The following is a 23,738-nucleotide window of genomic DNA, read 5'->3' as shown; positions in this document are numbered from 1 at the left end:
GCTACAGCCCCGCAAGCTGCGGCAGCGGGCGGATTGTCTCAAGTCCCGGGGCCGCGCGCTCGGCTTCCCAGAGGTCGCACTTGCGCTGGAGGTTCAGCCAGAGTTCCGGGGAGGTGTTGAACGCGCGGGCAAGGCGCAGGGCCAGGCCGGACGTGACCCCGGCCCGCTCGTGGATCACCTGGGAGAGGTGCTTGCGGCTGATGCCCAGGTGGGCGGCAAGCCCGGTGACGGTCAGGTTCAAAGGCTCCATGTAGTCATGGCGGATGATGGCTCCGGGGTGCGTCGGCTTACGGGTCGTGGCGTCCATGCCAGCCTCCTAGTGGTAGTCCTGATAGTTCACGACATGGGCATCGCCGTTCTCGAACCGGAAAGTCACCCGCCAGTTGCCGGAGACTTTCACGGACCAGTGACCGCTCAACTCGCCCTTGAGGGGATGCAGCCCATAGCCGGGCGCGTCCATGTCGCGGACTTGCGTGGCGGCGTCCAGGCGGTCCAGCAGGCGGGCCAGCCTCCCGGCGTGCTTGGCCTGGATGCCCCGGGTGCTGCCGGAGGTGAAGAACACCTCAAGCCCTTTGTGGACGAAGCTTTTGATCACGACTGTAACCACTAAGGTAACAAAGGTCAACCAGACCCAGGAATCGCAACGACCAGCCCTGCGGCAAGAGACAAAAAAGCAAAAAATAGCGGGCAATCCTGGACTTTTCAGCGAGACTGAATGCCCTGTGGCGGAGGGGGAGGGATTCGAACCCCCGGACAGGTTGCCCCGTCAGCGGTTTTCAAGACCGCCTCCTTCAACCACTCGGACACCCCTCCGCAGGGCGCACAGCATAGGCAAGGGGGCCGGGGTTGTAAAGGAAACGGGAGCGCCGCGGCCGGGGCGGGCGGGTGCGGGGCCCCGCCCGGTGCACTGCGCGCGCAGCGCGGTGGACCGGGCCGCATGGCGGTGGCGCGCCGGAGGCGGCGGGCCTTGCACCGCGCGCCAGCCGGGCCCCGCCCCCGGGCGAGCGGCGGCGCAGGGCGCACCACTGCTCGTAGGCCGCGTAGGCGTCCCCCGCCCCCCGGGCGCGCGGCGGCGCAGGCCCCGCCCCTGGCCGCAGCCCGGTTGCCCGCCAGGGGGAAAACCTGTAGGCTGCCAGCATCGAATCATGCACACCGGGCCGGGCGCCGCACGCCGCCAGCCCGCGTCCAGGCCATTCCGGCCCCCCGGCCCGGGCGTCCCCCGGGCCTTGCAGCCCCCCGGAAGGACTCCGGGAGCCACCAGGAGATTTCATGACCCAGGCCAAAAGCGGCGACAGCGTTTCCATCCACTACACCGGCACCCTGGACGACGGCACCCTGTTCGACACCTCGCGCCAGCGCGAGCCCCTGGAGTTCACCATCGGCTCGGGCATGGTCATCCCCGGGTTCGAGAAGGCCGCCGTGGGCATGAGCGTCGGGCAGTCCAAGACGTTCACCATCCCCTGCGCCGAGGCCTACGGCGAGCGCAGCGAGGAGCTGATCTACGTGGTGGAGCGCACCGAGCTGCCCCAGGGCGTGGAGCCCGCGCCGGGCATGGCCCTGGAGGCCCAGGGCCCCGACGGCCAGCCCTTCCGGCTGAACGTCACCGCCGTGGACGAGGGCACCGTGACCCTGGACGCCAACCACCCCCTGGCCGGTCAGGATCTGACCTTCGAAATCGAACTGATGGCCATCGGCTGAGTGGGTGTTGGACACCTCCTTTTCCCGGGCCGGGCGCCAATGATGAGCGGCAAGGCGCGAAACACAGTCCGCGACCGGCGCGCAGCAAGGCAGGCGCGCGGGTTCGGAATGCTTGAGCAGCGCGGCAGCGCGCCGTTGCGGGGCGGCCTGCCGGGGCCCGTGCCGGGCCGCCCAGGGCGCGCGGCCTGGGCGCGGGCCCTGGGCGCCCTGGCCCTGGCCGCGCTGCTGACCCTGGCCCTGGGGCCCCTGCCCGCCGCGCGCGCAGCGGGCCCGCAGGCCACCGCCGCCCCCACCACGCCCGCCGCTTCCGAGGACACCATGAGCACCCCCCGCCCCGTGACCCTGCTGGCCGTGGGCGACAGCCTCACGGCGGGCTACGGCCTGCCCGCCTCCGCCGCCCTGCCCGCCGTGGTGGAAGCCCTGCTGCGCCAGGAGGGCCTGGACGTGCGCATCGTCAACGCGGGCGTGTCCGGCGACACGACCTCGGGCGGGCTGGCCCGCCTGCCCTGGCTGCTGGAGGAGCGCCCCGACTGCGCCTGGCTGGCCCTGGGGGCCAACGACGGCCTGCGCGGCCAGGACCCCGCGCTCATGGAAGCCAACCTGGACGCCATGCTGGAGCTGTTCGCGGCCCGGGGCGTGCCCGTGCTGCTCATCGGCATGCGCGCCATGGAGAACTACGGCGCGGACTACGCCGCGCGCTTCGACGCCGTGTTCCCGCGCGTGGCGGCGCGCCACGGCGTGCCCCTGCATCCCTTCCTGCTGGACGGCGTGGCCCTGGACCCGGCCCTGAACCAGGACGACGGCATCCACCCCAACGAACGTGGGGTGGCCGTCATCGCCCGGGCCCTGCTGCCCGGGGTACGCGCCCTGGTCCAGGCGGCGGCGCGGCCCTGAGGGCCGCAGGGCACGAAAAAAGACGCTCCCGCGTGCAACAGCCACGCGGGAGCGTCTTTTTTCGGCGTGCTTTTCCGTGGGGGGGCGCCCCGGCTGGCGGCCAGCCGCGCCCGGGTCCGGCGTGTAGCGTGCATCCGGGGCTGGCTGGTCGGTACAGCGGGCTGCCCCTGCCGCCCGGGCCCGGCGGCTTGCGGGTCGTCAAGAGTCACGGCCGTTCCGGGCTGCCCCTGCGCGCACCCGGGCCCGGCGCCGGGCCCCCCTACTCGTTGCGCAGCACGCCCCAGGCGCTGCCGCGCAGCGCCCGGCGCACGCCGAGCAGACCCAGGAGCACCGTGGCCGTCACCCCGCCCACGGTGATGGCCGCCAGGGGCAGTGGCAGGAAGACCCAGTTGCCGCGCAGCGCCCCGGTGACAAAGAGCCAGGAGCCCGCGATGCCCAGCAGCGCCGCCAGGGCCGCCGCCGCCGCGCCCAGGATGGCGAACTCCAGCACCAGCGCGGCCATGATGTCGCGCCGCGTGGCGCCCAGGACCTTGAAGACCACCGCGTCGTAGTGCCGCGCGCGCAGGTTGGCGCGCAGGGCCTCGGCCAGCACCAGCAGCCCGGCCACCAGGGCCAGGGCCGCCGCCGCGCCCACGGCCAGCCCCACATCGTCCACCAGTTCAGCCAGATTTTCCAGCACCTCGCGCATGGAGATGGCCACCACCTCGGGGAAGGCCTCGGTCACGGCGCGGAACAGGGCCGTCTCCTGCCCGGGGTCGGCGTAGGCCGTGGCGATCCAGGTGTACGGCGCGCCCTCGAGCACCCCCGGGGAGAAGATGATGGTGTGGTTCAGGCCCCCGGTGGTCCAGTCGATGCGCCGGGTGCAGGCCACGGTGCCCGTCATCCGCCGCCCGAGCACGTTGACCGTCAGCGTGTCGCCCAGGGTCATGCCGAAGCCCCGGCAGACGCGCTCGTCCAGGCAGATGAGCGGCGGGCCCTGGTAGTCCGGCGCCCACCACGCGCCCTGGGTCAGCTCCACGCCGGGCGGCATGGGCCCGGCGAAGGTCAGCCCCCGGTCCGAACGCAGGGCCCAGGCCACGTCGGGGTCCACGTCCACGCTGTCGGCGTCGCGCCCGTCGATCTCCACGATGCGGCCGCGGATGGAAGGCTGTTTCTCCATGCGCGACACGCCCGGCACGGCCATGGCCGTACTCTCCAGGGCTTCCATGCGCCCGCGCGGGATGTCGATGAAGAAGAACGAGGGTGCCGTGCTCGGGGTCTGGCGGCCGATGAGGTCGCGGATGTTGCCCTCGACCAGCACCACGGCCACCAGCACCGTGAGCCCCAGGCCCAGGGAGAAGATCACGCTGGCCGTGGCGGCCCCGGGGCGGTGCAGGTTGGCCACGGCCTGACGCAGGCGCGGGCTGCCCGGGCGCGGCAGCCGCGCGGCCACACGCCGCACCAGCACCGCCCAGGCCCGCAGCACCGCCACGCTGCCCAGGGCGCAGGCCGCGAAGCCCAGGGCCACGATGCGGTCCTCGCTGGCCAGGGTCAAAAGGGCCATGAGCGCCAGCACGGCCCCGGCGCAGGCCGCCAGCGTGCCCCGGCCCGGGCGGCGGCGCCCGGCGTCGGCGTAGCCCCGGAACAGCCGCGCGGGCGAGGTCAGCCCGGCGGCGGACAGCGGCCACAGCGAAAAGGCCAGGGCCGTGAGCAGCCCGTAGGCCACGGCCAGGGCCGAGGGCAGCACCGCCGTCTCCCGGGCCAGGGGCACGCCCAGGCGCAGGGCCAGCGGCCCCGCCCCGGCCCAGGCCGTCAGCCAGCCCGCCAGGGCGCCGGTCAGGCTGCCCGCCAGGGCCAGGGCCATGACCTGGATGAAATAGATGGTGGACACCAGCCGCCGCGAGGCGCCCAGGGCCTTCATCACGGCGATGGACCGCTCGCGCCCGGCCAGGAACGCGCGCACCGCCCCGGCCACGCCGATGCCGCCCACCAGCAGCGTGGCCAGCCCCACCAGGGTCAGGTACTGGGCCACATCGTCCAGCAGCCAGGTCAGCCGCGTGGCGGCCTTGTGGAAGGTGCGCGCCCGGAAGCCGCCGTCGGGGTGGGCGTCCAGCAGTTCGCCAGCCAGGGCGTCGGCGTCGGCGGGCGTGGCCCCGTCCGGCAGGCGCAGGTTGTAGACGTAGCGGGCCAGGGTCCCGGGCCGGACCACCCCCGAGGCCGTCAGGGCGTCCAGGCCGACGATGAGCCGCGGGCCCAGGGCCCAGAACTGGCCGACCCGGTCCGGCTCCTGGCGGATGATGCCCGTGAGCACGAACTCGGCGTCGCCCACGCGCACCACATCGCCCAGCAGCAGGTTCAGCCGCTCCAGCAGGGCCTGTTCGGCCACGGCCCCCGGCAGCCCGTCGCGCCCGGCCAGGGCGGCGGGCAGGCCGAAGCCGCCCCGCAGGTGGAATTTGCCGTACAGCGGGTAGGCCTCGTCCACGGCCTTGAGCTCGGCCAGGGCCGAGCCCTGGCCCTCACGGGCGCGGACCATGACGCGCAGGTCCACCTGGCGCGAGAGCCTGCCCCGGGCCTCCAGGGCCCGGGCCACGGCGGAATCCACGGGCACATGCGAGCGCACCAGTTGCACATCGCCGCCCAGGATGGCCCGGGCGTTGGCCGCCAGCCCGCCGCCGACCCCGGCGGCGAAGGTGCCCACGGCGGCGATGGCCGCCACCCCCAGGGCCAGGCAGGCCAGAAAGACCCGCAGGCCCCGCGTGCCGCCGCGCATCTCGCGCCGGGCCAGGCGCAGGGCCAGGCCCAGTTCGGCCAGCCGGGTCACGCCCGGGGCTCCCCGCCGCCGAGCTGCCCGCCGTGCATATGCACCGTACGGGCGCAGCGCGCAGCCAGCTGCATGTCGTGGGTGATGAGCACCAGGGTCGCGCCGCGCCTTTCGCGCAGCTCGAAGAGCAGGTCGGCCACCCGGGCGCCGGTGTCCTCGTCGAGGTTGCCCGTGGGTTCGTCGGCCAGAAGCAGGCGCGGCCCGGGGGCGAAGGCCCGGGCGATGGCCACCCGCTGCTGCTCGCCGCCGGACAGCTCGGCGGGGTAGTGCCCGGAGCGGTTCTCCAGGCCCACGGCGGCCAGGCTTTCGCGGGCGCGATCCCAGGCGTCGCGGCTGCCCGCGAACTCCAGGGGCAGGGCCACGTTCTCCAGGGCGGTCATGGTCGGCACCAAGTGGAAAGCCTGGAAGACCACGCCCACCGCCCCGCGCCGGAAGCGCGCCAGCCCGTCCTCGTCCAGGGCGCGCAGGTCGTGCCCATCCACCACCACGCGGCCCGAGGTGGCGCGCTCCAGCCCGGCCATGACCATGAGCATGGTCGTCTTGCCGGCCCCCGAGGGCCCGGCCACGCTCAGGGTCTGCCCGGCCTGGACCGTCAGGTCCACCCCGCGCAGGACCTCCACCGCGCCCGCGCCGCCGGTCAGCGTCAGGCGCACCTGCTCAAGCTCCACCATGTTCCGGCCCGGTTCGGCCATCGTCGCACTCCTTGTTGCGGGCGCCACCAAAGGCCGCTCCGGCCTGCCCCCGGCCCGGCGCGGCCATCCGTTTTCCCCGCGTGGCAAACCCTCGTGTTCTGGTGTATACCCCAGCCGAAGGCCAGGGAAAAGCCGTTTCTGCGCGCCTTTTCCCGGCGGCGCAGCACAGCGCCTCCCGCAACCCCGTCCCCCTCCCGGAGGTCCGCATGAAGGTCGTGGCATTCAACGGCAGCGCCCGCAAGAAGGGCAACACCCAGCTCCTCATCGACCACGTTTTCCGGGAACTGACCACCCGGGGCATCGACACCGAGACCGTCTCCCTGGCCGGGCGCCCCATGCGCGGCTGCCTGGCCTGCCTCAAATGCTTCACCAGCCAGGACAAACGCTGCGCCGTGGACGTGGATTTCGTCAACGAATGCGTGGAGAAGATGCTCGGGGCCGACGCCATCATCCTGGCCTCGCCCACCTACTTCGCCAACGTCTCGGCAGAAATGAAGGCGCTCATCGACCGCGCGGGCATGGTGGCCAAGGCCAACGGCGACATGCTCGCGCGCAAGGTCGGGGCCTCGGTGGTGGCCGTGCGCCGGGGCGGGGCCATCCAGGTCTTCAACGCCCTGAACGCCTTCTTCCTCATCGGCCAGATGGTCGTGGTGGGGTCGAGCTACTGGAACATGGGCATCGGCCTGAACCGCGGCGACGTGGACGACGACGCCGAAGGCGTGCAGACCATGCAGACCCTGGGCCGCAACATGGCCTGGGCCCTGGAGCGGCTGCGGGGCTGATAAATCTAGTTTTCCCAGCGTCCTAAGAACAGCTTGCGATAAATAAGGAAGAACACCCCGGAGTTATCCAGACTCCGGGGTGTTTTTTGCGAAGACCAAAACCTTGAAGCTACTTCCCCTTTCCTGGAGACGGAGCAGACTGAGCCGGAATGAACGATGTCGTGGGGAGATAGACCGGCGGCCACGGACCGCGAAGCGTCAAGGAATAGATATACTCTCTCGCCGCGCCGTACAGCAACGTGGCCCCTATTATCTGAATCATACCTTTAAGTTCTTCATCGGTATCGAATTCCCTAGTCGGCCTGAACAGGCCGACAACTTCAATTTCAATATCGTAGGCCTTCAAGGCGTCTTCTTTTTCAGCGACAACAATTTTCAGCCTGACTTGGTGGAGCAGAGGGTCCTTGTTATTAGTCAGGACTTCAACGAAACATTTAAAATCGTGCTCAAAAGGCTTGCTAGAGGCGACATCTTCCTCGGTAAGCGAATCGTTGGCGGCAAACGAAACCTTCGTGAAGAAGTGCTCCTTCATTTCCAAGGGGGGTTTTTTCACATCGGTGACTTCCATAACCTAAACCTTCCTGATGCAATTAGGCGACAACCATCTCAGCGTTGTCCGAGAGACAAATCCGGCATTCGGCCTTGGCCGCAAGTTCGAAATCAACTCGCTCGTAATTTTGCTTAGTTCCCCTCGCTCCGCGCCTGCGGTCACTCTCATGGACCACAAACCAGCGGATGCCATCTTGCCGTCGAGCAATCTTGATCTCGGCCTTGGCGCCAAGGTGGTGCAAAATCTTAGTGAACGTCTTAAAAGTCATGTTGGATTCGCCACGCAGAACCTTGGTCACAAAAGCCCTAGAGCTGTCCAGACGGACTGCGAGGTCAGCCTTACTGATATCGTTATTTTGCATGAACTCAGCAATTTGGTCCGAAATATCTTCGGACAGATCAAAAAAAGCCCATTCCTCAGGCGTAATTTCGTTCGCAATCTCGGCGAGGGGTCCGAACAGCGTGGAGTTTTCAGTGCCTTCCGTCATGATATTGCCCCCTTATTCTTTTGGCTTTCTCAATGTCCTCCGGTCGGAGATCATTTTGTTTCTTTCTGACACACAAAAAAATTACAAAAGTCGTGCCATCCAAGAAACCAATCAACCGGAGCTGGCTCGTCACCTTAATTTCAGACAACCCCTCTCCAAGAGACTTGAATTTTTCTCGGTTATTTGGGAATCCATTCTCCGAGTAACGTTTAAGACTCTTAGCAATTTTTTTCTTGTCCGCTGGGGTAATCGCAGGGCACTCACAAAAATGATCTCGGGGAGGAACTGTGCCAGGCACCCAATAGATCAATTTATGTTTTTTGCCTTCGGCTAGCGTCAACGACGACATCGGTTAACCTTAAAGTTAACTGTTGGAAGTTCTCTGTCAAGAAATTACTCAGGCTGTCAAGAAATTCTTCGTGCCTAACCCTAAACAGGATGCCTAGCAAAAGCTATTGCGTCTTTTTACGCCACGACTATATATATTATTATAACTAGCGTCAATTCAAAAAGAAAGCGAACGAGGTTGAAACTCTCTCTCCTTCATTGTCGTACCCATAGTCTTCCGGGCAAGGCTTCGAGTCTTCCTCGATCCACATTTCCAATCCCTTAGCTAGCCGCCCAGTTCCAGGAAATTGCGCACGCCGGTGAAAACGATCTGGGCCGCCAGGGCCGAGAGGATCAGGCCCGTGAGCTTGGTCAGGATCTCGATGCCCATGCTCCCCAGCAGGCGGCGCACGTGCGCCGAAAGCACCAGCACGATGCCCATGCAGACCACGGCGGCCATGAGCGCGCCGCTGCCCACCAGCTTGTCCTGGGCGGGCATGGACGCGCCCATGACCAGCAGCGCGCCCGTGGTGGCCGGGCCCACGGCGATGGGAATGGCCAGGGGCACCACGCTGATGTCGCCCTCGCCCTCCCCGGCGTCGGCCCCGGGCCGCCCGCGCACCAGCGATACGGCGGACAGGAACAACAACGCCCCCGCACCGATGCGGAAGCTGTCCACGGTGATGCCGAAAACGTCGAAAATGGCGTTGCCGAAGTGGAAGAGCACCAGGGTGACCACGGCCACGGCCAGGGTCACGCGCACGGCGGTCAGCCGCCGCTCGCGCGCGCCCATGCCCTTGGTCAGCGCCAGGAACATGGACAGCACGAAGAACGGCGTCAGCAGGAAGAAGAACTTGATGAACACGCTCAGAAACAGATGCACGGCGGCCTCCGGGGTTTGGCGTGGCGCTGGCGGGGCGGGGGGTGGCCCCCGCCCCGGCCCCGGGTGTACCACGCCGGGGGGCTGCCTGTAACGGTCCTTGACGCAGGCGTCAACCACCTCGCGGCGCGGCCCGGCGCGCGCCGCTACCAGCCGCGCGCGCCCTGGCCCAGCACGGTACCGCCCAGGCCCAGACCCGTGCGCAGCAGGGCGTCGCCGCGCCGGGCCCGGGCGGCGCTGGCCGAGTCGGAGTAGCCGTAGGCGGCCTGCTGGCCGCGTTGCAGGGCCTGGGCCACGCGCAGCCCGCCCGCGTAGTCGATGTGCGCCAGGTCCAGGGCGCCCAGGGCCGCCGCGCTGCCGAGCACCTCCAGCGCCGAGCCCGACCCGGCGTCGATGCCCGCGCCCACGGCGCCCACCCGCGCGGCCGCCAGCTGGCGGCGCAGCTCCGCCCCGGCGCGCTGGCGCTCCTGGGCGGTCTGGAGCCGGATCGTCTCGGCCTGGCGCGCGGCCTCGGCCTGGGCCGCGTCGGCCTGGCGATTGGCGGCCTGGGCCTGGGCCGAGGCCTGCCGGCCCTGGCTCACGCCCCCGGCAACGGTGCTGGCAATGCTCAAACCCAGAAGCCCTGCGGAAATGGGATCGGCGCCCATCAGCGTACCCTCGCGTAAAGGTGGTAGTCGTCATCGCCCACGAGCCTGCGCAGCAGGCCTTCGCGGGTGAACCCCAAAAATTCGAACCATTTGGCGCGCGCCACATGGCGCACGTGGACCGTGGTCTGGATGCGCGAAAGCCCCAGGCCCGCCTCGGCAGCCTCGATGCAGCGCCGGGCCAGGCGCGCCGTGGCCACGGGATGGGCCTCCACCAGCGGGCTGGTCAGGGCCCAGGCGTTGCCCGTGGCCCCGGGCTGCACGCCCACCCCGCCGCAGGCCGCCACCGTGTCGCCCGCCAGGACCGTCCAGCACGGGCCGCTGGCCCGGTAGAGCCGCGCCAGGGCCAGGAGCCCCGCGCGCCCCCCGCGCGCGGCGAACCCCAGCCGGTCGGCCGCGCGCAGCTCCAGGCGCTCCACATGCGCCACCTCGAAGGCCACCACGCGCATCCTCAGCCCTCCCCCTGCACCTGCGGCACGCAGCAGACCACGGTCATGGGCAGCGGGTCGTCCTGGCGGATGGTGAACAGGCCGTCGCGGTCGTAGCCGCTGGCCAGGCGCACCTCGCGGTCGCCGTCCAGCAGCGGCGGGGCCATGCCCGCGCGCACGGGCGCGGTGTGCGGCAGCAGGCGCTCGTACTTGTCGGCCACGTCGTCGCCCGGGCAGACGCGCCCGCCCACGGTCTGGCGCAGGCGCACGGTGACGCCCATGATGCGCTTGCGCCGGGTCTGGGCGGTGCCCCCCGCCCCGCCCGCCTCCAGGCGCATGGGCTGGAGCACGGCGCTGTAAGGCAGCCCGGCGTGGACCTTCCAGGCCGCCCGGGGCAGGGCCACCGCCCCGCCCTGCACGCGCTGGACGCCCAGGAGCGCACCGTCGAGCACCACGGCCACCTCGCGGCCCTCCAGGTGCCCCAGCCCGCCCAGGAGCCCGGCGGGCACGCGCCGCCAGCAGAGGCCCCCGCCCTGGTGCGCGGGCAGGCACGCGCCGTCCACCCAGGCCCCGTCCACCAGGAGCGCAAAGCTGCCCTGCTCCGGGTCGGCCCCGCCCACGGTACACTCCACGCCGCACAGGCCTTCCAGCCCCGCCAGGCCCTCCAGAAGCACCCGGTCGCCGTCGCACGCGCCCAGGCCCTGGGCACGCACGCGCACCCGGCCCGTGTCCGCCTCCACCTCCACGGCGTCCACCCGCGCGCAGTTGGACAGCCCGCAGTCCAGGAAGAAGCCCCCGGCGGCGTCCTGGGCCCGGGCGCCGTGGCGCTCCCCGGCGTCGAAGGCCGGGTCCAGGCGCTCCACGGTGTGCAATACGCCCCCCGCCCCGCTCTCGCGGCGCACCAGCATCCAGACCTCGTCGCCCTCGGGCCCGGGCACGGTGGCCACGCTCTCGCAGCGGCCATCGCCGCCCAGCAGGTGGCGGTGCCAGGCCACCACGCCCTGCTCGCGCAGGTAGGTGCAGGCCGCCAGCACCCCGTCGTGGCGCACGGCCCACAGCACCCCGTCGGGCTCGCGGGCGAAGGCCATGTCGCGCAGGCCCGGCCCGGTGACGTGCTCGGCCAGAAGCGTCAGCTCCGGCGAGGCGTACTTGTAGCTGGTGATGTCGTAGGCCATTTCGCGCACTTTGCGCCCGCTGCGCGAGACGAAGAGCACCGCGCCGGATACCGGCTCGGGCTGCACCGCCGCGCTGCCGTGGGAGCTCTGGCGCTTGCGCTGGACCTTGGCCGGGGTCATGCCCTCGCCCTCCAGGCCGGACCAGACCTTCAGCTCGCCCGCGTTGGTGCCCACCAGCAGTTCCTCCTGGTCGGCGATCCAGCGGATGGGGTTGACCCGCGAGCCCGACAGGGTGATCTCGATGGCGTCGTCGTCCAGGGGCTGGTCCTGCACGCCGTCGATGAACGAGGCCGTGTTCAGGCGGAAATCCTCGTGGGCCCCGGTGCGCGACATCCACAGGGTCAGCGGCCTGGAGCGGGTGGCGCCCAGCACCAGGCGGTCCTCGTACAACCCGACCACGGCGGGCCACTGGGCTGAGCCGCCATCCTCCCCGGGCCCGAAGGCCTCGGGCATGGCGTCGTTACGCGCCATGAGCTTCCAGAACCGGTCCTGCAGCACGCTCCCCGCGTGGATGGGCTCGATCTGGTTCTTCCCGTGGTCCGGCGAGGCCGTGAAGGCCAGTTCCAGGGCCGCGCCCTCGGCCAGGAAGACCCCGGCGCCCTTGTACATGTACCAGCCCTCGGCCCCTTGGGGGTCCAGGGCGCGCACGATGGTCGCCACCTCGAAACTGCGCCCGGCGGGCAGCGCCAGGCGCGCGGCCCCCGCCACGGCGCAGATGGGCGCCGTGCCCCCCGGGGCCGTGGCCGCGAGGTCGTGGCCGGGCATGCGGTAGTCCAGCTCCTCCAGGGTCCAGTGGTCGTGGGCGCGGCGCACGAGCTTGCGCGGGGCCGTGTCGGGGTGCGCCAGGTAGAGCACGTCGCAGCTCTGCACATGGTTCACACCCCACAGGGCCGCCGCGCCCCAGGGGCTGGGGATGCGGTAGACCGCATCGGCCACCCAGGCCCCGGCCCAGTCCGGGCCCGCGCCGGGTTCGGTGGCGCCGTCCGCCGTGTGCGCCCCCAGGCAACGGTACACGGCCCCGCCGTGGGTCACATAGTCGCCCGTGGCGTAGGGCGCCGCGCCCTCCCAGGCGGGGGCGCCGGTCTTGAGCACGGCGCCCCCGCCGGTGAAGAAACGCAGGAACCCGTCGCCCAGCTCGATGACGTAGCTCTGGCTCTGGGTGCCGTTGAAGTCGAAGGACACCAGACGTGCGGCGCTGCCCTGGGCCCCGGCCAGGGCGATGAAACGCGTTCCCGACCGCTTGCAGACGCTGCCGTGGGGCCTGGGGATGAAGTTCTCCAGCCTGCGGCAGCCGGTGTAGTACTTCTCGTGGTCCGTGCGCCCGTCCAGGTGCGGCGACAGCTCGCCGCCGGTGAAGGCGTTGATGATCGGCGATGCGGAAACGCTCATGGTCTACCTCCTTGCCCGTTGCAGCAGGTCGGGCCGGTTGGCCTCGGGGGTGCCGCCGCCCCGGGCGTCGCGGCCCTTGGCCGTGCGCAGGCGCTCGCGGTACAGGGCTTCCAGGCGCTCCTTCTCGGCGCTGGAGCCGGTGATCTTGCGCGCCAGGCGCACGGCCACCCGCGCGGCCAGGGCCACGCGGAAGGTCGGCGGCATCTCGGCGGGGTTCTCCACCCGGCGCACATAGCGCACGGCCACGGCGTCCAGGTCGCACAGCAGGTTGCCGCCCTCGATGCCGTACGCCGTCTCAGGTTCGGTGCCGATGACGTGCAGGCAGTCGGCGGGCAGGCGGAAGGCCCGGGCGAAGCCGAAGGCCGGGGCCGCCGCCAGCCGGGCCAGGGCCACGCGGCGGATGGCGAACTTCCAGGGGTGCTCCTCCAGCAGGGCGTCGCGCTCCACCTCGTACACGGCCCGGGCCAGCCGGGCGCGCTCGGTGTCCTGGTCCGCCGAGGCGATGCGGTCCTCGCCCAGCTCAATGAGCGCGCTTGAGAGGATCTCCACGCTCATGGCCTAGTCGTCCCCCTGGAACAGGCTGCGGAAGAACGCCTCGCGCCGCTTCTGGGCGTCGTCGGCCCCGCCGGGGGCCGGGGCGGCGGCGCCCGGGGCGGCCGGGGCCGGGGCCTGGGGCGCCGGGGCGGCCTGGGCCGCGCGCGGCTCCAGGCGCTCGGGGGTCAGCTCGAAGCTCACCTGGGCCGGGCCCTGCCCGTCGCCGGGGTAGGCGTCGTGGGCCCGGGCCTGGGCGGTGAGGGTGAAGGCCGCGCCGGGCTCGGGGGCCTGGGCCAGGCCCAGGGCGGGCAGGGTTTCGGCGTCCAGGGCGATGACGAGGGGCTTGCGCTGGTCCATGATGGTCGGGGTGTCCATGTGCTGTCTCCTGCGGGGTTGAGGTGGGGCGGGGCCTGTGCCCCGCCCGTTGTGTGCGTTGCGGCCCGGGGCGGGCGGGGGAGCCTGCCCCCCCGCCCGCGCTACGCCGCTAGCGCGCCAGGTAGTGCGGATACACCGACAGGCTGCCCTGGGCGGCGGGGTCGGTGCTGGCCAGCAGGGCGCGGGTCTGGGCGCGGGTGTCGCTGGGCGGGATGAAGCGGCCCAGCACCGCCCCGGCCTCCAGGGCCAGGGGCCCGGCCAGGGCGCACACGGTGCCCAGGGGCTCCCAGGCGCCGCCCGCGTCGCGCTGCTCCAGGGTCACGCTCAGGGTGGCGCCGCCCGCCAGGGTCACGGGCGTGTCGGCCTGGGCCACCACCTCCTGGGAGCCCAGGCCCCCGGAGAAGTCCAGCACGCGGCCGTTGCCCTCGGCGCTGGCGTTCTGGGGCAGGGGCTGGGCCTTGGCCAGGTATTCGTCGTGGACCTTGAGGATATGGTCGTACATGCTCGCGCGTCCTCCTAATTGACGGGCACCGTCGCCTCGGCGGCGTCGGCGAAGTTGTAGCTGGTGACGATGGGCACGCCGTTCCACTCGGCGATGCGCCGGTCCACGTTGCGCTCGGAGGCGGTCATCTGGAAGGCCGCGCCCTTGCCCGCCTCGGCCAGGATGCTCATGACCTTGCGGTGGCAGAACAGGAAGGTGCCCGCCCCGCCGCGGACCATGTCCAGCAGGTTGTCCACCTGCATGGCCGTGGGCGGGGTGTCGGGGGTGATGTTCACCAGGGCCGCCACGGTCTCGGGGTTGGCGATCTGGATGCCGAAGTAGCCCTTGATGCGCACGCCGTAGCCCAGCACGCCGCGCTCGTCCTCGTAGAGCGTGCCGCCGCCCACGGAGCGCACGTCGAGGATGCCGCCCTGGCGGAAGGTGTTGCTGGAATACAGGCCCGTGGTCTCGCCGGGCACGAAGCGCACGGCCAGCAGGCTGTAGCCCTTGTCGTCCTGGCCGCCGGCGTCCATGAGCCGCCCGGCGTCCAGGGCGTATTTGCGCAGGTTGCCGTAGACGATGGCCTTTTCGGCGTCCACGCCGAGCTTGCGCAGGGCCTTGGGCAGCTTCTTGGCGAAGTAGGCGTCGCGCCCGCCCATGGCCTTGGCCTTGTCCTCGGGCAGGAACATCCGCGCCCCGAGGATGGACAGGTCCACCTTCTTCAGCCGGGTGCCCACGTCGATGCTGCCCAGGGGCGCGTCCATGTCCACGAAGCCGCCGCCGGTCACGTCGGCCACCTCGTCGTAGACGTTCCACAGGGCGTGGGAGGCCTCCTCGAAGGGGATCACGTCCAGGACCGGGGTCTCCTCGGTCAGCCAGTCCACCTGGTCGGGCTGGCGGGTGGCGAAGCGGGCACTCAGGTCCCGCAGGGTCGAAGCGGTGCTCATCTGCTATTCTCCTTTGCCGCCGAAGACGACTTCGGCGAAGAAACGTTCCGGAGACATGACGCCGTCGCGGCTGCGGGGACCGCCGCTGCCGCCGACGAAACCGTCCTCCTGATTGGCTTTCCCGATCTCGTGGAACAGGCGGACCATGGTCGGGTCGTCGCCGTGGGTGTCGAGGATGCGCCGGACCTCGGCGGGGTCCAGCCCCGCGCGGCCCGCCACGGCCTCGAACCCCCGCCGGGCGATTTCCGTGTTGCCCTGGGCGTCGGAGCCCCACAGCTGCTCCAGGGCGCCCAGGGTCTCGGCGCGCCGCCGCCCGCGCTGGGCCTCGAACTCGCGCGCCGTGCGCGCGCCCAGCTCGTTGTAGCGGTCCGACAGGCCCTGGGCCTGGGCGGGCGAGAGGCCCAGCTCGTGGGCCGCCGCGCGGAACCAGTCCAGGAGCCGGGCGTCGGCCTGCTGGCCCTCGGGCAGGGCGATGGCGTAGCCCTCGGGCCCGGCGGGTACGCCCAGCACGCGCCGCAGCTCGGCGTCGAAGCGGGCGCGCTCGGCGTCGCTGGCGCCCTCGGGCAGGGGCGTGAGCCCCACGGTCTTGCGCCCGATGAGCGCCTGGGCGCCCACCAGCGCCCGGGCCATGTCCGGCATGCTGGCGTACTTGCGCAGCGCGGGGTGCGCTGCCAGGGGCATGGCCCGGCCATCGGCCTCCCAGACCTCGGTTTCGGGAATGGCCTCCTCCAGCCAGTGTCGAGCAGAGGGGGAAGGTGTCTCTGCGCCGTGTCCGCCCGCGGGGGCAATCGAGGCTTCCTGCATCATGGTCCTGCTACTCCTTTGCTTTGAAATTCTCGGGGTTCTCGAAATATTCCACCAACTGGAACAGGGTCATCCTGCCGTAGCGGAACTCCACCTGCTCCCCGCCCTGCCAGGGCCCCGGCGCCGGGGCCGGGCGCATGAAGCAGTGCGTGCGCAAAAACTCACGCAGCACCTGCCCCGAGGGCGTGGCCAGGGCCGCGTGGACGTGGCCGTGCAGCTCGCGTTCGTTCATGGCCGCCAGGTCCATCAGCCCACCTCCCCGGCGCCGGGGGCAAGGGCGGCCTGCGGGGGTGCCACGGGGCCCGGCTGCGCGCCCACCGCGCCCCCGGGGGCAACGGGAAGCCCCGCCGCGCCCAGCTCTCCGGCCAGGGCCGCCAGCCCGCGCGCCTGGCGCAGGGCCGCCACCTCGTCGGGCGTGCGCACCCCGGTCTGGGGAAAGCCGCGCTGCTCCATGATCCGGCGCACGTTCTCGTCGTGGTGGAACAGGTCCAGCACCTGGGGCGCCACGGCGACGATGGGCGCGATCTCCGCGTAGGTGCGCAGCACCGAGCGCGCCTGGGCCTCGCGCTGGGCCAGCATCAGCGGGCTGACGTACTCCACGCGCAGCCCCTGCCCAGCCAGCTCCGGCGGCGCGGGCGGCAGCTCCCCGCGCCGCGACATGAGCCGGAACAGACGCTCGAACAGGCGCTGGAAGTTCTCGCGCTGCTGGTTCACCAAGAGCGGCCCGAGCAGGAACATGCGCTCGGCGGTCAGCTCGGCCACCTCCAGGGCCGTGGGCGTACTCCCGGTCCGCGCCCGCTGGCTCACGGCCAGGAACAGGTCCACGAAAAAGGCCTCGTGGATGTCCTGCCTGGTGGCCGCCAGCAGGTCGAAGGAGAAGCGCGGGTCGCCGCCCACGCCCAGCGGGCCGAAGTCCGCCAGGCTGTTGCCCTCGGCGCGGCGGTAGTAGTTCATGGCCCGGGGCTCGAAGCTGAAGCGGCCCACGAAGCCGTCGTCGGGCACCAGATACGGCGGGGCCACGGCCAACTGCCCGGCCTCCAGGATCAGCCGCTTCATCTCGTTGATCATCTTGGCGTCGGCCAGGGCCTCGGTGCCGGGGCTGTAGCTGTAGGCCGTGCCCGGCAGGCGGTGGGCCCGGGTGACCACATAGGGCAGCTCGGCGTAGCCGCCCACGGACAGTACATGCCCGCCCGCCAGCTCCATGTAGACCGAGCGGTAGGCCAGGCCCTGGCGGGCGCCCGCGCAACGCCCCTGGCGCGGGGCCGGGGTCACGGCGTGCAGGAACTCCACCTCGCGGTCCTCGGCGCGGCGCTGGCCCAGGGCCCGGCGCAGGGCGCCCGACAGGCGCTCGGCGCCGAAGCGCTCGGCGGCCTGGCGCGCCGTGAGCCGGAAGCGGCGCATGACGGTGTCCACCTCGCCCTGGTGGTTCTCGTCGATGTAGACCTCGTGCAGGGGCAGGGCCCGGAAGCGGATGCCCGCGTCCGGCACCGCCGGGTCTTCGTCCACGAACAGGCACTGCCAGCCGAAGAGCCCGGCCTGGTGGTAGCCCAGGGCCTGCTGCGGGTAGTAGCCGCAGCGCTCCAGGGTCGCGTAGAAGCGGTCCTCCACCTCCTGGAGCCAGGCCCGGGCCCCGGGCAGGTCCATCAGCTCCCGGGCCTCCAGGCCCAGGGCGAACCAGCGCTGCGAGGGCGAGGAAACCCCGGCCAGCATCCCGGCGGCGAAGATGTTCGCCGCGCGCCGGGCGGTGGAGTCCACCAGGTCCTCGCGGCGGCGCCGGGGGTGCCCGGGCTCGCTGGTGAAGCCCGCGTAGGCCGGGCCCATGTGCTCGGCCACCTCCTCCCAGATGGAGTCGAAGGGCTGGCGGGCCCGTTGCAGGGCCTCGAAGTGCTGGCGCGTGGTCCGGGCCAGCTCGCGGGCGTCCGCCGCGTGGGCGGCGCCGGGGCCGGGCCCGGCCTGCCGCGCGGTGGGCGCGGCGTCGTGAGTCGTGTGCTGTTGCATGGCTACCCCAGTGTTTTGCGGCCAACCTGTGCCGAGCCGAGCACCCCGCCCTCGGCGGTGGCCACGGTGGCCCCTGCCAGGCGCCGCAGGCGTTCGGCCTCGCGGCGCCTGGCCTCCTGCATCCGCTTGGCGTCCTCCCCGCTGCCCGGCTCCTCGGGCAGGGGCACGGGTGCGGGCGGGGCCTGCACGGCGCCCTTGCCGCCGCCCCCGCCGCCGATGATCGACGATCCGCCCATCTCATTCCTCCTTGTTGCGCGTCAGATAGGACACCACCGCACCCGTGCTGCGCCCGTTGGCCATGGGCGCCGCGTGGGGGATGGTCCCCAGCACGGTAAAGCCCAGGTCGCGCACCAGGCCCAGGGCCGCGCCGTTGGTGCGCGGGGTCACGCCCACGAGCACCTCGATGAGCGGGCGCCCGTCGGACCCGCTGACCGACAGCAGCCAGTCGGTGACGTAGAAGCCGATGATCCGCGCCGGGCTGCCGAAATAGTCGCGCAGCACGGCAAAATGGATGCGCGCCGAGCGCCCGGCCCGGCCATCGAGCCAGAACAGCGCCGCCGGGTCGCCGTCGGCGTAGACGGCGTAGAAGGCCCGCCCGGGCGCCCCCGCGAAGGCGATGAACGCTTCGGCGTCGGCCACCGAACCGTCGTGGAACACATGGCGCGTCAGGCCGTCGTCCTCCAGGCGCTCCCACAGCGCCTGCAGGTCAATGGCGTCCAGTCCGCCGGGGTGGGCCCGGATGTCCAGGACCTCCAGGGTCGGGACGCGGCGGGGCCGGGGGCGGCGGGGGGTGGCGGGTGCGTGGAGCATCAGGCCTCCGGGGCCCCGGCGCGGGGCCGGTGGCCGAAGCTGGGGGTGGCGCCGTCGGCGTAGCGCTGGGCCGGGGCGGCCCCGCGTACGGGCGCGGCGAAGGTCAGGGCCAGGGCGTCGGCCAGGTCCGGGCTGCGCAGGCCCCGGGCGCGCATCTCCTCCTTGGGCTCCAGTACCAGGCGCGAGGCGCTGTCCCAGCTGTAGGAGGGCCCGGTGAGGTCGGCGTGCAGCGCGTCGTCGTCGGGCAGGTCGGCCTGGGCCTCGTCGGCCAGCCAGTCGCGCAGCCCGGCCCACATCTCGGCGCGCTTGTTGCGGTAGCGTTCGGGGCGCAGGGCCCGCGCGCCGAAGTTCACCGCCGTGATCCTGCGCTCGAAGCCCATCTCGCGCAGGCGGTCCACCACCCCGGCGCCCAGGCCGCCCACGTCCACAAACAGCCGCTCCAGGCGCGGGCTCTCGGCCTCCAGCATCCGGCGGCAGATGCCCGCCACCTGCATGGTGTCGCGCCCGCGCCAGGTGCGCAGGCCAAAGGCCTTGCGGCCCTGGCGGAAGATGGCCGCCGTGGCGTCATCGCCAAAGCGCGCGGGGTCCACCCCGGCCACCACCGGGCCATGCCCGGCCTCGTCGGCCCGGCGCGCGCGCAGCACAAGCAGCGGGTCGATGAACGGCGCCTGGCCCGTGTTCTGGAAGGCCTCGGCGGGCGTGGCCGGATACTCCTGGCGGAAGAGCAGCGCGTCCTTGAGCTCGGCGATCTTGGCCCGGCGCCAGGCCAGCTGGCCCGGGGCCAGGCCGTGCAGGGCCATGTATTCGCGCTCCTCGTCATCGGGGGTGAAGTCCGGCCCGGGCGCGACGCTGTATTCGGGCTGCCAGAACCAGGGCAGGAACACGGCCTGGTAGGGCCCCTGCCCGGCCTCGGCGGCCTGCCACCCGGCGTGGAAGAAGTTGCCCATGCCGCAGGCCGTGGATTCGAGGATGACCTCGGTGCCCTCGGCGTCGGCAATGGCCTGGAGCACCCCGGCGGCGTGCTCCTGGGCCCGGGGCCAGAAGGCGACCTCCGAGGCGTGGAAGAGCTGCACCGTAAGCGAGCGACCCACGCCGCGCGCCCCCGCCGTGCCCACGCGATAGCCGCTGTCCAGCAACGGAAAATGCATCTCACGGGCGTTGTTCTGCCCCAGCCGGGGCCGCAGGGGCGCCGGGCAGTGGCGGTGGAAGCGCTGGGCCAGCTCCAGCAGGTTGCGCGTGGCCTCCATCTCGTGGGTCAGGATGAAGGTGCGCACCCCGCGCTCGTGGGTGGTGCGGTGGAAGAACCGCGCGCCCACGTAGGTGGACACGCCCTGCTGGCGGCCCTTGAGCACGAAGGCCCGGACGCGCCCGGTGCGCGCGCGCTGCTCCTCCAGGCGCTGGTGCAGGTGGCGCTGGGCGCGGTTGAGCACCAGGGGCGCCAGGCCCCCGAGCTTGGTGCGGATATTCAGGCACCGCCCAGCGTAGAACATGAAATCGTCCTTCAGGCGCTGGCGGATGCGGCGGTCGCGTGCGGTCAGTGCGCTCATTGCAGTTCTTCCAGTGCGGTTTCGTGGGCCCCGGCCTCGTCGGCCTCGCGCGGGCCGAACATGCCCAGATGCTTGCCCAGCAGCCCCAGGGCGCGAATGGCCGCGCCCGCGTCGAACTTGTACTGGGGCCCCTCGGCCCCGGCGGCGCCCCGGGCGGGGGCGGCAGGCGCGGCCTGCATGCAGCGCTCGGCCACCTCGCGCAGCCTGGCCACGACCCATTCGCGGGTCACGGCGTCGTGGTCCTGGCCGCCCTGGGGGGCGCCGGGCGCGCCGCCCGGACCGTCCATGTCGCCCGGGCCGTTCAGGGCCAGGGCCACGGCGCGGGCCACCTCGGGCCGCGCCAGCAGGGCCCGGCCCCGGGCCGGGGCCGTGGCGGCGGCGTAGCCCGCCCGGAGCGCCGCCTCGCCCGCGTTGCCGAGCACGGCGTACTCGGCCACGAAGCGCTGCTGGCGTGCGGGCAGGGGCCTGGCGCCCCGCCCGGTTTCGTCAGTGGTGATGCATGCTTTGCTGGTCGTCATCGGCCACGGCTCTCCCAACCCGGCAGATTCCCGGGAGTTCCCGTACAGCAACGGTTTTTGGCCATTCCCCCTTGCCACGGGCCCCCGGGGGTGTTATCTTGTAGGTGCCTGGGAATCAGGTGAGGCGACTCGACCAAAGTGAATGAACACCCAGCAGTCGCGACGTCCCATCCGGGCGGCAGTGCCGGCCCCGGGGGAGTACGCAGGGGGCAAGCCCCCAATGCACAAAAGAGCGTTCACGGTGGCGCCGCCCACGGATTCCCGGGCTTTCTTGCGTCCTTTCCCGGGCCGCTGCTCTAGCGGAACAGGTCGTACACCGCCTTGCCCACCAGTCCGAAAACGGTGGTCATCAGCCCGTAGATCACCCGCTCCACATTGCGCAGCTTTTCCGCATGACTGTGGCAGCGCCGGGTGGCCTTGATCTCGGCCACGTCGCTGGCCATGGCCCGCACCCGCTCGTCGATGCGCGCCAGCAGCACGCACATGTCCTGCTCCCGGCTCATTGGCCCTCGCCCCCGCGCCCCCAGCGCAGGCGCACGGCGCCCTTGTCGAAGGCGCTGCGGCCCAGGAAGTAGTAGCCGTAGACCCCGAAGCCCAGCTCGGCCAGGGCGTCGAGCTTCTCCGCGCCCACCTCGGGCGCGAAGGTGCCGCCCACCAGGGCCGCCGTGAACACGAGCAGGCACAGGGGCCGCACGTTCTTGGACAGCCACGAGTCCGAGGCCGCGTCGGCGGTGTGCCGCCCGGTCAGGCTGCGCTCGAACTCCATCTCGGCGTCGAGCTGGCGGCCCTGCCAGGCCAACAGCCGCTCCTGCTGCTGCATTTCCAGCTCCTTGAGCCGGATGAGCGTCTGCGGGTCCTGCACGGCGCGCATCACCGCCCCGGGCTCGGCCTCCGTGCCCAGCCAGGAGGCCACCAGCGCCCCGGCGGCCCCGGCCACGGCCCCCACCGGCCCGCCCAACACCCCGGCCAGCACCGGGGCGACCTTGGCCACCGCCCGGCCTACATCCTTCCAGTCCGCCATGTCCGTCCCTCCGGCTGTCCGCCCGTTGCCCCGGGGCGCTCCCCGGGCGCCAGGGGCCGTTCGCAGGTGCGCAGCACCGCGCCGCAGCGCAGGCAGATGCGCACCCGCACGGTGCCCTGGTCCCCGGTCTGCACGGTGCGCACCACCCTGGTGCGCCCGTCGCATTCCCTGCACGTCATGTCCGCTCCCCGCCTGCGCCCGGCTAGTAGTGCTGGTGGATGGTCAGGTGGAAGCCGTCGTGCCCGCGCAGGGCGTCCAGGAACGCCGCCAGGGCCCGCTTGCTGTCCTGCACGCCGCGCGCGGCGCCGGGCGGGGCGAAGCGTTCGCCCAGCAGCACGCAGCCCTGGGTGTCGGCCACGGTGTTGCCGCCGTGGAAGATCACCTGGCTGCGCCCGGGCACGTCCTGCACGGTGAAGGTTTCGCCGAAGCGCGGCGACACGGTGCGCGCGCAGCGGTACTGCTGGGCCGGGATGCACGAGGTGTTGCGCTCGTTGAGCCGGTCCGGCGGCTCCAGGGTCACGCACAACACCTGCTTGTTCACGCGCAGCGCCCCGAAAGTGCCCTGGGCCGACTCCTCCAGCCGCACGATCTCCACCACGGGTTCCAGGTTCATGAGCCCTCCTTGCACAGCGTGTATTGTTTATTGATATGCGTGAACCTATCGAAACGGGGACGCGACCACCCACCGCCCGGGCACCAGCCGCCCGGGTGTCAGTACCGCACGCCTGCGCCCGCGCCCCAGGCGCCGCGCGCGCTGCGCGATTCCAGGCCAGCGCCGCGCGCCTGCACCCTGGCGCCAGCCCGGTGCTTGTGCCCCGGGCCAGCCGCCCCGCAGTTGCCGGCCCGGGCGCCCCTAGAAGCCCAGCACCGGGTCCGCGCCCCGGGCGTCGCCGCCCATGCGGGCGCGCTCCCAGGGGCAGCCGTGTTCGATGGTCAGGGCCAGCATCTCCATGTCCACGTCCCCGCCCTCCTGCACGGTCTGGCGCAGGGCGTCGCAGGCATAGGCCGCCCCGTGGGCCAGGGCGTTTTCGGCCAGGGCCCGGGTCCGCGTCCGGGCCAGCCAGGCCCGGTCGGCCTCGGCGCGCACCCCGAACAGGCGGAAGATATCGCGCACGCGCAGCTCGGCCCGGGCGCCTGCGGCGCGCAGGCGATACAGGGGGCCGTCATCCGGCCCGCCCCCGTCCGGCTCCTCCAGGGGCAAAAGCCAGAAGCGCCTGGGCGCCCCGGCCCCGCGCACCACCCGGCGCACATAGCCCAGCGGGCACATCTCGTACTCCAGCCCGAAGCCCTTGATGCCCACCGGGGCCCAGACCTCGTCGGTCCACAGGCATTGGTCCATGGCGCTCCTCCCGCGCTGGCGCCGCAACGACCCGCCCATCGGGCCACGCGACGACGGGTCAACTTCTAGGCGATTTTCACCGCCTTGTCAAGGGGGTCACGCAAATTTTTAGGTGATTTTTGCCTAATAGCCGCCGCGCCGGAATTCTTGTAAGAAAACGGCATGGATGAAGCACTGATCTTCTCCCAGAACTTTCTGGACGCCATCGAGGCCGCCCGCATCCGCCAGGGCCGCAGCCATTCGGACATCGCCCGCGCGGCCTTCCCCACCCAGAAGGACCCCGTAGGCACCTACCGCAAGCTGCGCAACTCGGGGCGCACGGTGAAGCTGGCCGATGCGTACCGCCTGGCCCAGGCCGTGCAACTCGACTTCTCCTCCCTGTGCTGGCAGGTGTCCCAGGCCATGCAGGCCCCGGGCACCGCTCCTGCTCCCGGCCGCTGACCGCGCCTGCGCCGCCCGTTCGTCCCCGCCCCCCGTCCCCACGCCCCGCCCCGTCGCAATGATGCGATGCGTGCCGCGCATGGCACGCAGCCTTGTTCGGCGTGCGTCTCTTGTGCTACATCAATGCACCACAAGCATGTTGCATTGCCCAAGCAATACAGTACAGCAGCAAGGTAA

General features: G+C 71.7%; 31 protein-coding genes and 1 tRNA gene. 4 read left to right on the top strand and 28 right to left on the bottom strand.

Translation table 11 applies throughout. From position 1 onward, the window contains the following. Position 1 precedes the first annotated feature (1 nt). From G495_RS0101220 to G495_RS0101210, 3 genes are all read right to left on the bottom strand, one after another. A complete protein-coding gene (locus tag G495_RS0101220) occupies positions 2-307 on the bottom strand; it encodes a HigA family addiction module antitoxin (RefSeq protein WP_028586315.1) in 306 nt (101 codons plus the stop codon). 9 nt (positions 308-316) lie between these two features. After that, positions 317-595, bottom strand: coding sequence for a type II toxin-antitoxin system RelE/ParE family toxin (locus tag G495_RS0101215; protein ID WP_028586314.1), 279 nt, complete (start codon positions 593-595; stop codon positions 317-319). A 128-nt stretch (positions 596-723) separates the two neighbouring features. Then, positions 724-813, bottom strand: a tRNA-Ser gene (locus G495_RS0101210). Between the two features lie 456 nt (positions 814-1,269). On the opposite strand from G495_RS0101210, the gene G495_RS0101205 reads away from it, so the two are divergent. Together G495_RS0101205 and G495_RS0101200 are read left to right on the top strand one after the other, a co-directional pair. Further along, the gene (locus G495_RS0101205) at positions 1,270-1,698 is read left to right on the top strand and encodes an FKBP-type peptidyl-prolyl cis-trans isomerase (RefSeq protein ID WP_028586313.1); all 429 of its coding nucleotides are present in this window, start codon (positions 1,270-1,272) and stop codon (positions 1,696-1,698) included. 108 nt (positions 1,699-1,806) lie between these two features. Continuing rightward, entirely contained in the window at positions 1,807-2,592 is a 786-nt protein-coding gene (locus G495_RS0101200) for an arylesterase (RefSeq protein WP_084457697.1), read from the top strand. Positions 2,593-2,851: 259 nt separating this feature from the next. Here G495_RS0101200 and G495_RS0101195 read toward each other — a convergent pair whose 3' ends face one another. Together G495_RS0101195 and G495_RS0101190 are read right to left on the bottom strand one after the other, a co-directional pair. After that, on the bottom strand, positions 2,852-5,392 hold the full coding sequence (locus G495_RS0101195; RefSeq protein WP_051444938.1) for an ABC transporter permease: 2,541 nt from the start codon (positions 5,390-5,392) through the stop codon (positions 2,852-2,854). Continuing rightward, the gene (locus G495_RS0101190; RefSeq protein ID WP_028586310.1) at positions 5,389-6,084 is read right to left on the bottom strand and encodes an ABC transporter ATP-binding protein; all 696 of its coding nucleotides are present in this window, start codon (positions 6,082-6,084) and stop codon (positions 5,389-5,391) included. Before G495_RS0101190 ends, G495_RS0101195 begins: the two co-directional genes overlap by 4 nt. Before the next feature lie 206 nt (positions 6,085-6,290). Between G495_RS0101190 and G495_RS0101185 the strand changes: the two genes are divergently transcribed. Continuing rightward, positions 6,291-6,866 (top strand): flavodoxin family protein, encoded by a 576-nt coding sequence (locus G495_RS0101185; protein WP_028586309.1) that lies wholly within the window; start codon positions 6,291-6,293, stop codon positions 6,864-6,866. 109 nt (positions 6,867-6,975) lie between these two features. Here G495_RS0101185 and G495_RS20770 read toward each other — a convergent pair whose 3' ends face one another. The 23 genes from G495_RS20770 to G495_RS0101085 all read right to left on the bottom strand — a co-directional run bounded on the left by G495_RS20770 (position 6,976) and on the right by G495_RS0101085 (position 23,120). Beyond that, positions 6,976-7,434 (bottom strand): protein-export chaperone SecB, encoded by a 459-nt coding sequence (locus G495_RS20770; RefSeq protein WP_084457694.1) that lies wholly within the window; start codon positions 7,432-7,434, stop codon positions 6,976-6,978. A 22-nt stretch (positions 7,435-7,456) separates the two neighbouring features. Further along, positions 7,457-7,903: a helix-turn-helix domain-containing protein gene (locus tag G495_RS21505; protein ID WP_035250398.1), complete on the bottom strand. Its 447-nt coding sequence runs from the start codon at positions 7,901-7,903 to the stop codon at positions 7,457-7,459. Next, a complete protein-coding gene (locus tag G495_RS22965; protein WP_084457691.1) occupies positions 7,887-8,252 on the bottom strand; it encodes a type II toxin-antitoxin system RelE/ParE family toxin in 366 nt (121 codons plus the stop codon). Before G495_RS22965 ends, G495_RS21505 begins: the two co-directional genes overlap by 17 nt. 264 nt (positions 8,253-8,516) lie before the next feature. Then, entirely contained in the window at positions 8,517-9,113 is a 597-nt protein-coding gene (locus G495_RS0101175) for a MarC family protein (RefSeq protein WP_028586308.1), read from the bottom strand. Between the two features lie 143 nt (positions 9,114-9,256). Next, the gene (locus G495_RS0101170) at positions 9,257-9,721 is read right to left on the bottom strand and encodes a hypothetical protein (protein WP_169734338.1); all 465 of its coding nucleotides are present in this window, start codon (positions 9,719-9,721) and stop codon (positions 9,257-9,259) included. Between the two features lie 35 nt (positions 9,722-9,756). Beyond that, positions 9,757-10,203: a hypothetical protein gene (locus tag G495_RS16930; RefSeq protein WP_028586306.1), complete on the bottom strand. Its 447-nt coding sequence runs from the start codon at positions 10,201-10,203 to the stop codon at positions 9,757-9,759. A 2-nt stretch (positions 10,204-10,205) separates the two neighbouring features. After that, entirely contained in the window at positions 10,206-12,746 is a 2,541-nt protein-coding gene (locus tag G495_RS0101160) for a carbohydrate-binding protein (RefSeq protein ID WP_028586305.1), read from the bottom strand. 3 nt (positions 12,747-12,749) lie between these two features. Next, positions 12,750-13,301: a phage connector family protein gene (locus tag G495_RS16925; protein ID WP_051444937.1), complete on the bottom strand. Its 552-nt coding sequence runs from the start codon at positions 13,299-13,301 to the stop codon at positions 12,750-12,752. A 3-nt stretch (positions 13,302-13,304) separates the two neighbouring features. Beyond that, positions 13,305-13,655: a hypothetical protein gene (locus G495_RS0101150; protein WP_028586304.1), complete on the bottom strand. Its 351-nt coding sequence runs from the start codon at positions 13,653-13,655 to the stop codon at positions 13,305-13,307. Between the two features lie 109 nt (positions 13,656-13,764). After that, the gene (locus tag G495_RS16920) at positions 13,765-14,157 is read right to left on the bottom strand and encodes a hypothetical protein (protein WP_035250394.1); all 393 of its coding nucleotides are present in this window, start codon (positions 14,155-14,157) and stop codon (positions 13,765-13,767) included. 14 nt (positions 14,158-14,171) lie between these two features. Further along, a complete protein-coding gene (locus G495_RS0101140) occupies positions 14,172-15,083 on the bottom strand; it encodes a major capsid protein (protein ID WP_028586303.1) in 912 nt (303 codons plus the stop codon). Positions 15,084-15,086: 3 nt separating this feature from the next. After that, complete coding sequence (locus G495_RS20040; protein WP_156939536.1) at positions 15,087-15,890, bottom strand: hypothetical protein; 804 nt, start codon at positions 15,888-15,890, stop codon at positions 15,087-15,089. Positions 15,891-15,897: 7 nt separating this feature from the next. Continuing rightward, positions 15,898-16,134: a hypothetical protein gene (locus G495_RS0101130; RefSeq protein WP_028586301.1), complete on the bottom strand. Its 237-nt coding sequence runs from the start codon at positions 16,132-16,134 to the stop codon at positions 15,898-15,900. Continuing rightward, a complete protein-coding gene (locus G495_RS0101125; protein ID WP_028586300.1) occupies positions 16,134-17,885 on the bottom strand; it encodes a portal protein in 1,752 nt (583 codons plus the stop codon). The genes G495_RS0101130 and G495_RS0101125 overlap by 1 nt, the downstream gene beginning before the upstream one ends. A gap of 2 nt (positions 17,886-17,887) precedes the next feature. After that, the gene (locus G495_RS0101120) at positions 17,888-18,121 is read right to left on the bottom strand and encodes a hypothetical protein (protein WP_028586299.1); all 234 of its coding nucleotides are present in this window, start codon (positions 18,119-18,121) and stop codon (positions 17,888-17,890) included. Position 18,122: 1 nt separating this feature from the next. Beyond that, complete coding sequence (locus G495_RS16910) at positions 18,123-18,695, bottom strand: hypothetical protein (protein WP_051444936.1); 573 nt, start codon at positions 18,693-18,695, stop codon at positions 18,123-18,125. Beyond that, the gene (locus tag G495_RS16905) at positions 18,695-20,242 is read right to left on the bottom strand and encodes a hypothetical protein (protein ID WP_156939535.1); all 1,548 of its coding nucleotides are present in this window, start codon (positions 20,240-20,242) and stop codon (positions 18,695-18,697) included. The genes G495_RS16910 and G495_RS16905 overlap by 1 nt, the downstream gene beginning before the upstream one ends. After that, positions 20,239-20,760, bottom strand: coding sequence for a terminase small subunit (locus tag G495_RS0101105; RefSeq protein WP_028586298.1), 522 nt, complete (start codon positions 20,758-20,760; stop codon positions 20,239-20,241). The genes G495_RS16905 and G495_RS0101105 overlap by 4 nt, the downstream gene beginning before the upstream one ends. A 296-nt stretch (positions 20,761-21,056) precedes the next feature. Then, positions 21,057-21,263 (bottom strand): hypothetical protein, encoded by a 207-nt coding sequence (locus G495_RS0101100; protein WP_028586297.1) that lies wholly within the window; start codon positions 21,261-21,263, stop codon positions 21,057-21,059. Further along, entirely contained in the window at positions 21,260-21,781 is a 522-nt protein-coding gene (locus tag G495_RS0101095; RefSeq protein ID WP_028586296.1) for a hypothetical protein, read from the bottom strand. The genes G495_RS0101100 and G495_RS0101095 overlap by 4 nt, the downstream gene beginning before the upstream one ends. Further along, positions 21,760-21,960, bottom strand: a complete 201-nt coding sequence (locus tag G495_RS21500; RefSeq protein ID WP_156939534.1) for a hypothetical protein — start codon at positions 21,958-21,960, stop codon at positions 21,760-21,762. Before G495_RS21500 ends, G495_RS0101095 begins: the two co-directional genes overlap by 22 nt. Positions 21,961-21,983: 23 nt before the next feature. Further along, positions 21,984-22,394 (bottom strand): DUF5675 family protein, encoded by a 411-nt coding sequence (locus tag G495_RS16900; protein WP_035250390.1) that lies wholly within the window; start codon positions 22,392-22,394, stop codon positions 21,984-21,986. Between the two features lie 240 nt (positions 22,395-22,634). Beyond that, complete coding sequence (locus G495_RS0101085) at positions 22,635-23,120, bottom strand: hypothetical protein (protein ID WP_028586295.1); 486 nt, start codon at positions 23,118-23,120, stop codon at positions 22,635-22,637. A gap of 162 nt (positions 23,121-23,282) precedes the next feature. Here G495_RS0101085 and G495_RS0101080 point away from each other — a divergent pair, with 162 nt between their 5' ends. Then, positions 23,283-23,561, top strand: a complete 279-nt coding sequence (locus tag G495_RS0101080; protein WP_028586294.1) for a hypothetical protein — start codon at positions 23,283-23,285, stop codon at positions 23,559-23,561. The last annotated feature ends 177 nt before the right edge of the window (positions 23,562-23,738 follow it).

The sequence above is a fragment of the Desulfocurvus vexinensis DSM 17965 genome (assembly GCF_000519125.1).
Taxonomy (GTDB): domain Bacteria; phylum Desulfobacterota; class Desulfovibrionia; order Desulfovibrionales; family Desulfovibrionaceae; genus Desulfocurvus; species Desulfocurvus vexinensis.
Note: the sequence above shows the minus strand (reverse complement) of the source record. Positions and strands in the feature narration are given on the sequence as shown.

What these genes read in the sequence shown, in the direction of transcription:
- G495_RS0101220 (WP_028586315.1), bottom strand. Translation starts at nt 307, where the DNA reads ATGGACGCCACGACCCGTAAGCCGACGCACCCCGGAGCCATCATCCGC.
- G495_RS0101205 (WP_028586313.1), top strand. Translation starts at nt 1,270, where the DNA reads ATGACCCAGGCCAAAAGCGGCGACAGCGTTTCCATCCACTACACCGGC.
- G495_RS0101200 (WP_084457697.1), top strand. Translation starts at nt 1,807, where the DNA reads ATGCTTGAGCAGCGCGGCAGCGCGCCGTTGCGGGGCGGCCTGCCGGGG.
- G495_RS0101190 (WP_028586310.1), bottom strand. Translation starts at nt 6,084, where the DNA reads ATGGCCGAACCGGGCCGGAACATGGTGGAGCTTGAGCAGGTGCGCCTG.
- G495_RS0101185 (WP_028586309.1), top strand. Translation starts at nt 6,291, where the DNA reads ATGAAGGTCGTGGCATTCAACGGCAGCGCCCGCAAGAAGGGCAACACC.
- G495_RS20770 (WP_084457694.1), bottom strand. Translation starts at nt 7,434, where the DNA reads ATGGAAGTCACCGATGTGAAAAAACCCCCCTTGGAAATGAAGGAGCAC.
- G495_RS21505 (WP_035250398.1), bottom strand. Translation starts at nt 7,903, where the DNA reads ATGACGGAAGGCACTGAAAACTCCACGCTGTTCGGACCCCTCGCCGAG.
- G495_RS22965 (WP_084457691.1), bottom strand. Translation starts at nt 8,252, where the DNA reads ATGTCGTCGTTGACGCTAGCCGAAGGCAAAAAACATAAATTGATCTAT.
- G495_RS16930 (WP_028586306.1), bottom strand. Translation starts at nt 10,203, where the DNA reads ATGCGCGTGGTGGCCTTCGAGGTGGCGCATGTGGAGCGCCTGGAGCTG.
- G495_RS0101160 (WP_028586305.1), bottom strand. Translation starts at nt 12,746, where the DNA reads ATGAGCGTTTCCGCATCGCCGATCATCAACGCCTTCACCGGCGGCGAG.
- G495_RS16925 (WP_051444937.1), bottom strand. Translation starts at nt 13,301, where the DNA reads ATGAGCGTGGAGATCCTCTCAAGCGCGCTCATTGAGCTGGGCGAGGAC.
- G495_RS0101150 (WP_028586304.1), bottom strand. Translation starts at nt 13,655, where the DNA reads ATGGACACCCCGACCATCATGGACCAGCGCAAGCCCCTCGTCATCGCC.
- G495_RS16920 (WP_035250394.1), bottom strand. Translation starts at nt 14,157, where the DNA reads ATGTACGACCATATCCTCAAGGTCCACGACGAATACCTGGCCAAGGCC.
- G495_RS0101140 (WP_028586303.1), bottom strand. Translation starts at nt 15,083, where the DNA reads ATGAGCACCGCTTCGACCCTGCGGGACCTGAGTGCCCGCTTCGCCACC.
- G495_RS20040 (WP_156939536.1), bottom strand. Translation starts at nt 15,890, where the DNA reads ATGATGCAGGAAGCCTCGATTGCCCCCGCGGGCGGACACGGCGCAGAG.
- G495_RS0101130 (WP_028586301.1), bottom strand. Translation starts at nt 16,134, where the DNA reads ATGGACCTGGCGGCCATGAACGAACGCGAGCTGCACGGCCACGTCCAC.
- G495_RS0101125 (WP_028586300.1), bottom strand. Translation starts at nt 17,885, where the DNA reads ATGCAACAGCACACGACTCACGACGCCGCGCCCACCGCGCGGCAGGCC.
- G495_RS0101120 (WP_028586299.1), bottom strand. Translation starts at nt 18,121, where the DNA reads ATGGGCGGATCGTCGATCATCGGCGGCGGGGGCGGCGGCAAGGGCGCC.
- G495_RS16910 (WP_051444936.1), bottom strand. Translation starts at nt 18,695, where the DNA reads ATGCTCCACGCACCCGCCACCCCCCGCCGCCCCCGGCCCCGCCGCGTC.
- G495_RS16905 (WP_156939535.1), bottom strand. Translation starts at nt 20,242, where the DNA reads ATGAGCGCACTGACCGCACGCGACCGCCGCATCCGCCAGCGCCTGAAG.
- G495_RS0101105 (WP_028586298.1), bottom strand. Translation starts at nt 20,760, where the DNA reads ATGACGACCAGCAAAGCATGCATCACCACTGACGAAACCGGGCGGGGC.
- G495_RS0101100 (WP_028586297.1), bottom strand. Translation starts at nt 21,263, where the DNA reads ATGAGCCGGGAGCAGGACATGTGCGTGCTGCTGGCGCGCATCGACGAG.
- G495_RS0101095 (WP_028586296.1), bottom strand. Translation starts at nt 21,781, where the DNA reads ATGGCGGACTGGAAGGATGTAGGCCGGGCGGTGGCCAAGGTCGCCCCG.
- G495_RS21500 (WP_156939534.1), bottom strand. Translation starts at nt 21,960, where the DNA reads ATGACGTGCAGGGAATGCGACGGGCGCACCAGGGTGGTGCGCACCGTG.
- G495_RS16900 (WP_035250390.1), bottom strand. Translation starts at nt 22,394, where the DNA reads ATGAACCTGGAACCCGTGGTGGAGATCGTGCGGCTGGAGGAGTCGGCC.
- G495_RS0101085 (WP_028586295.1), bottom strand. Translation starts at nt 23,120, where the DNA reads ATGGACCAATGCCTGTGGACCGACGAGGTCTGGGCCCCGGTGGGCATC.
- G495_RS0101080 (WP_028586294.1), top strand. Translation starts at nt 23,283, where the DNA reads ATGGATGAAGCACTGATCTTCTCCCAGAACTTTCTGGACGCCATCGAG.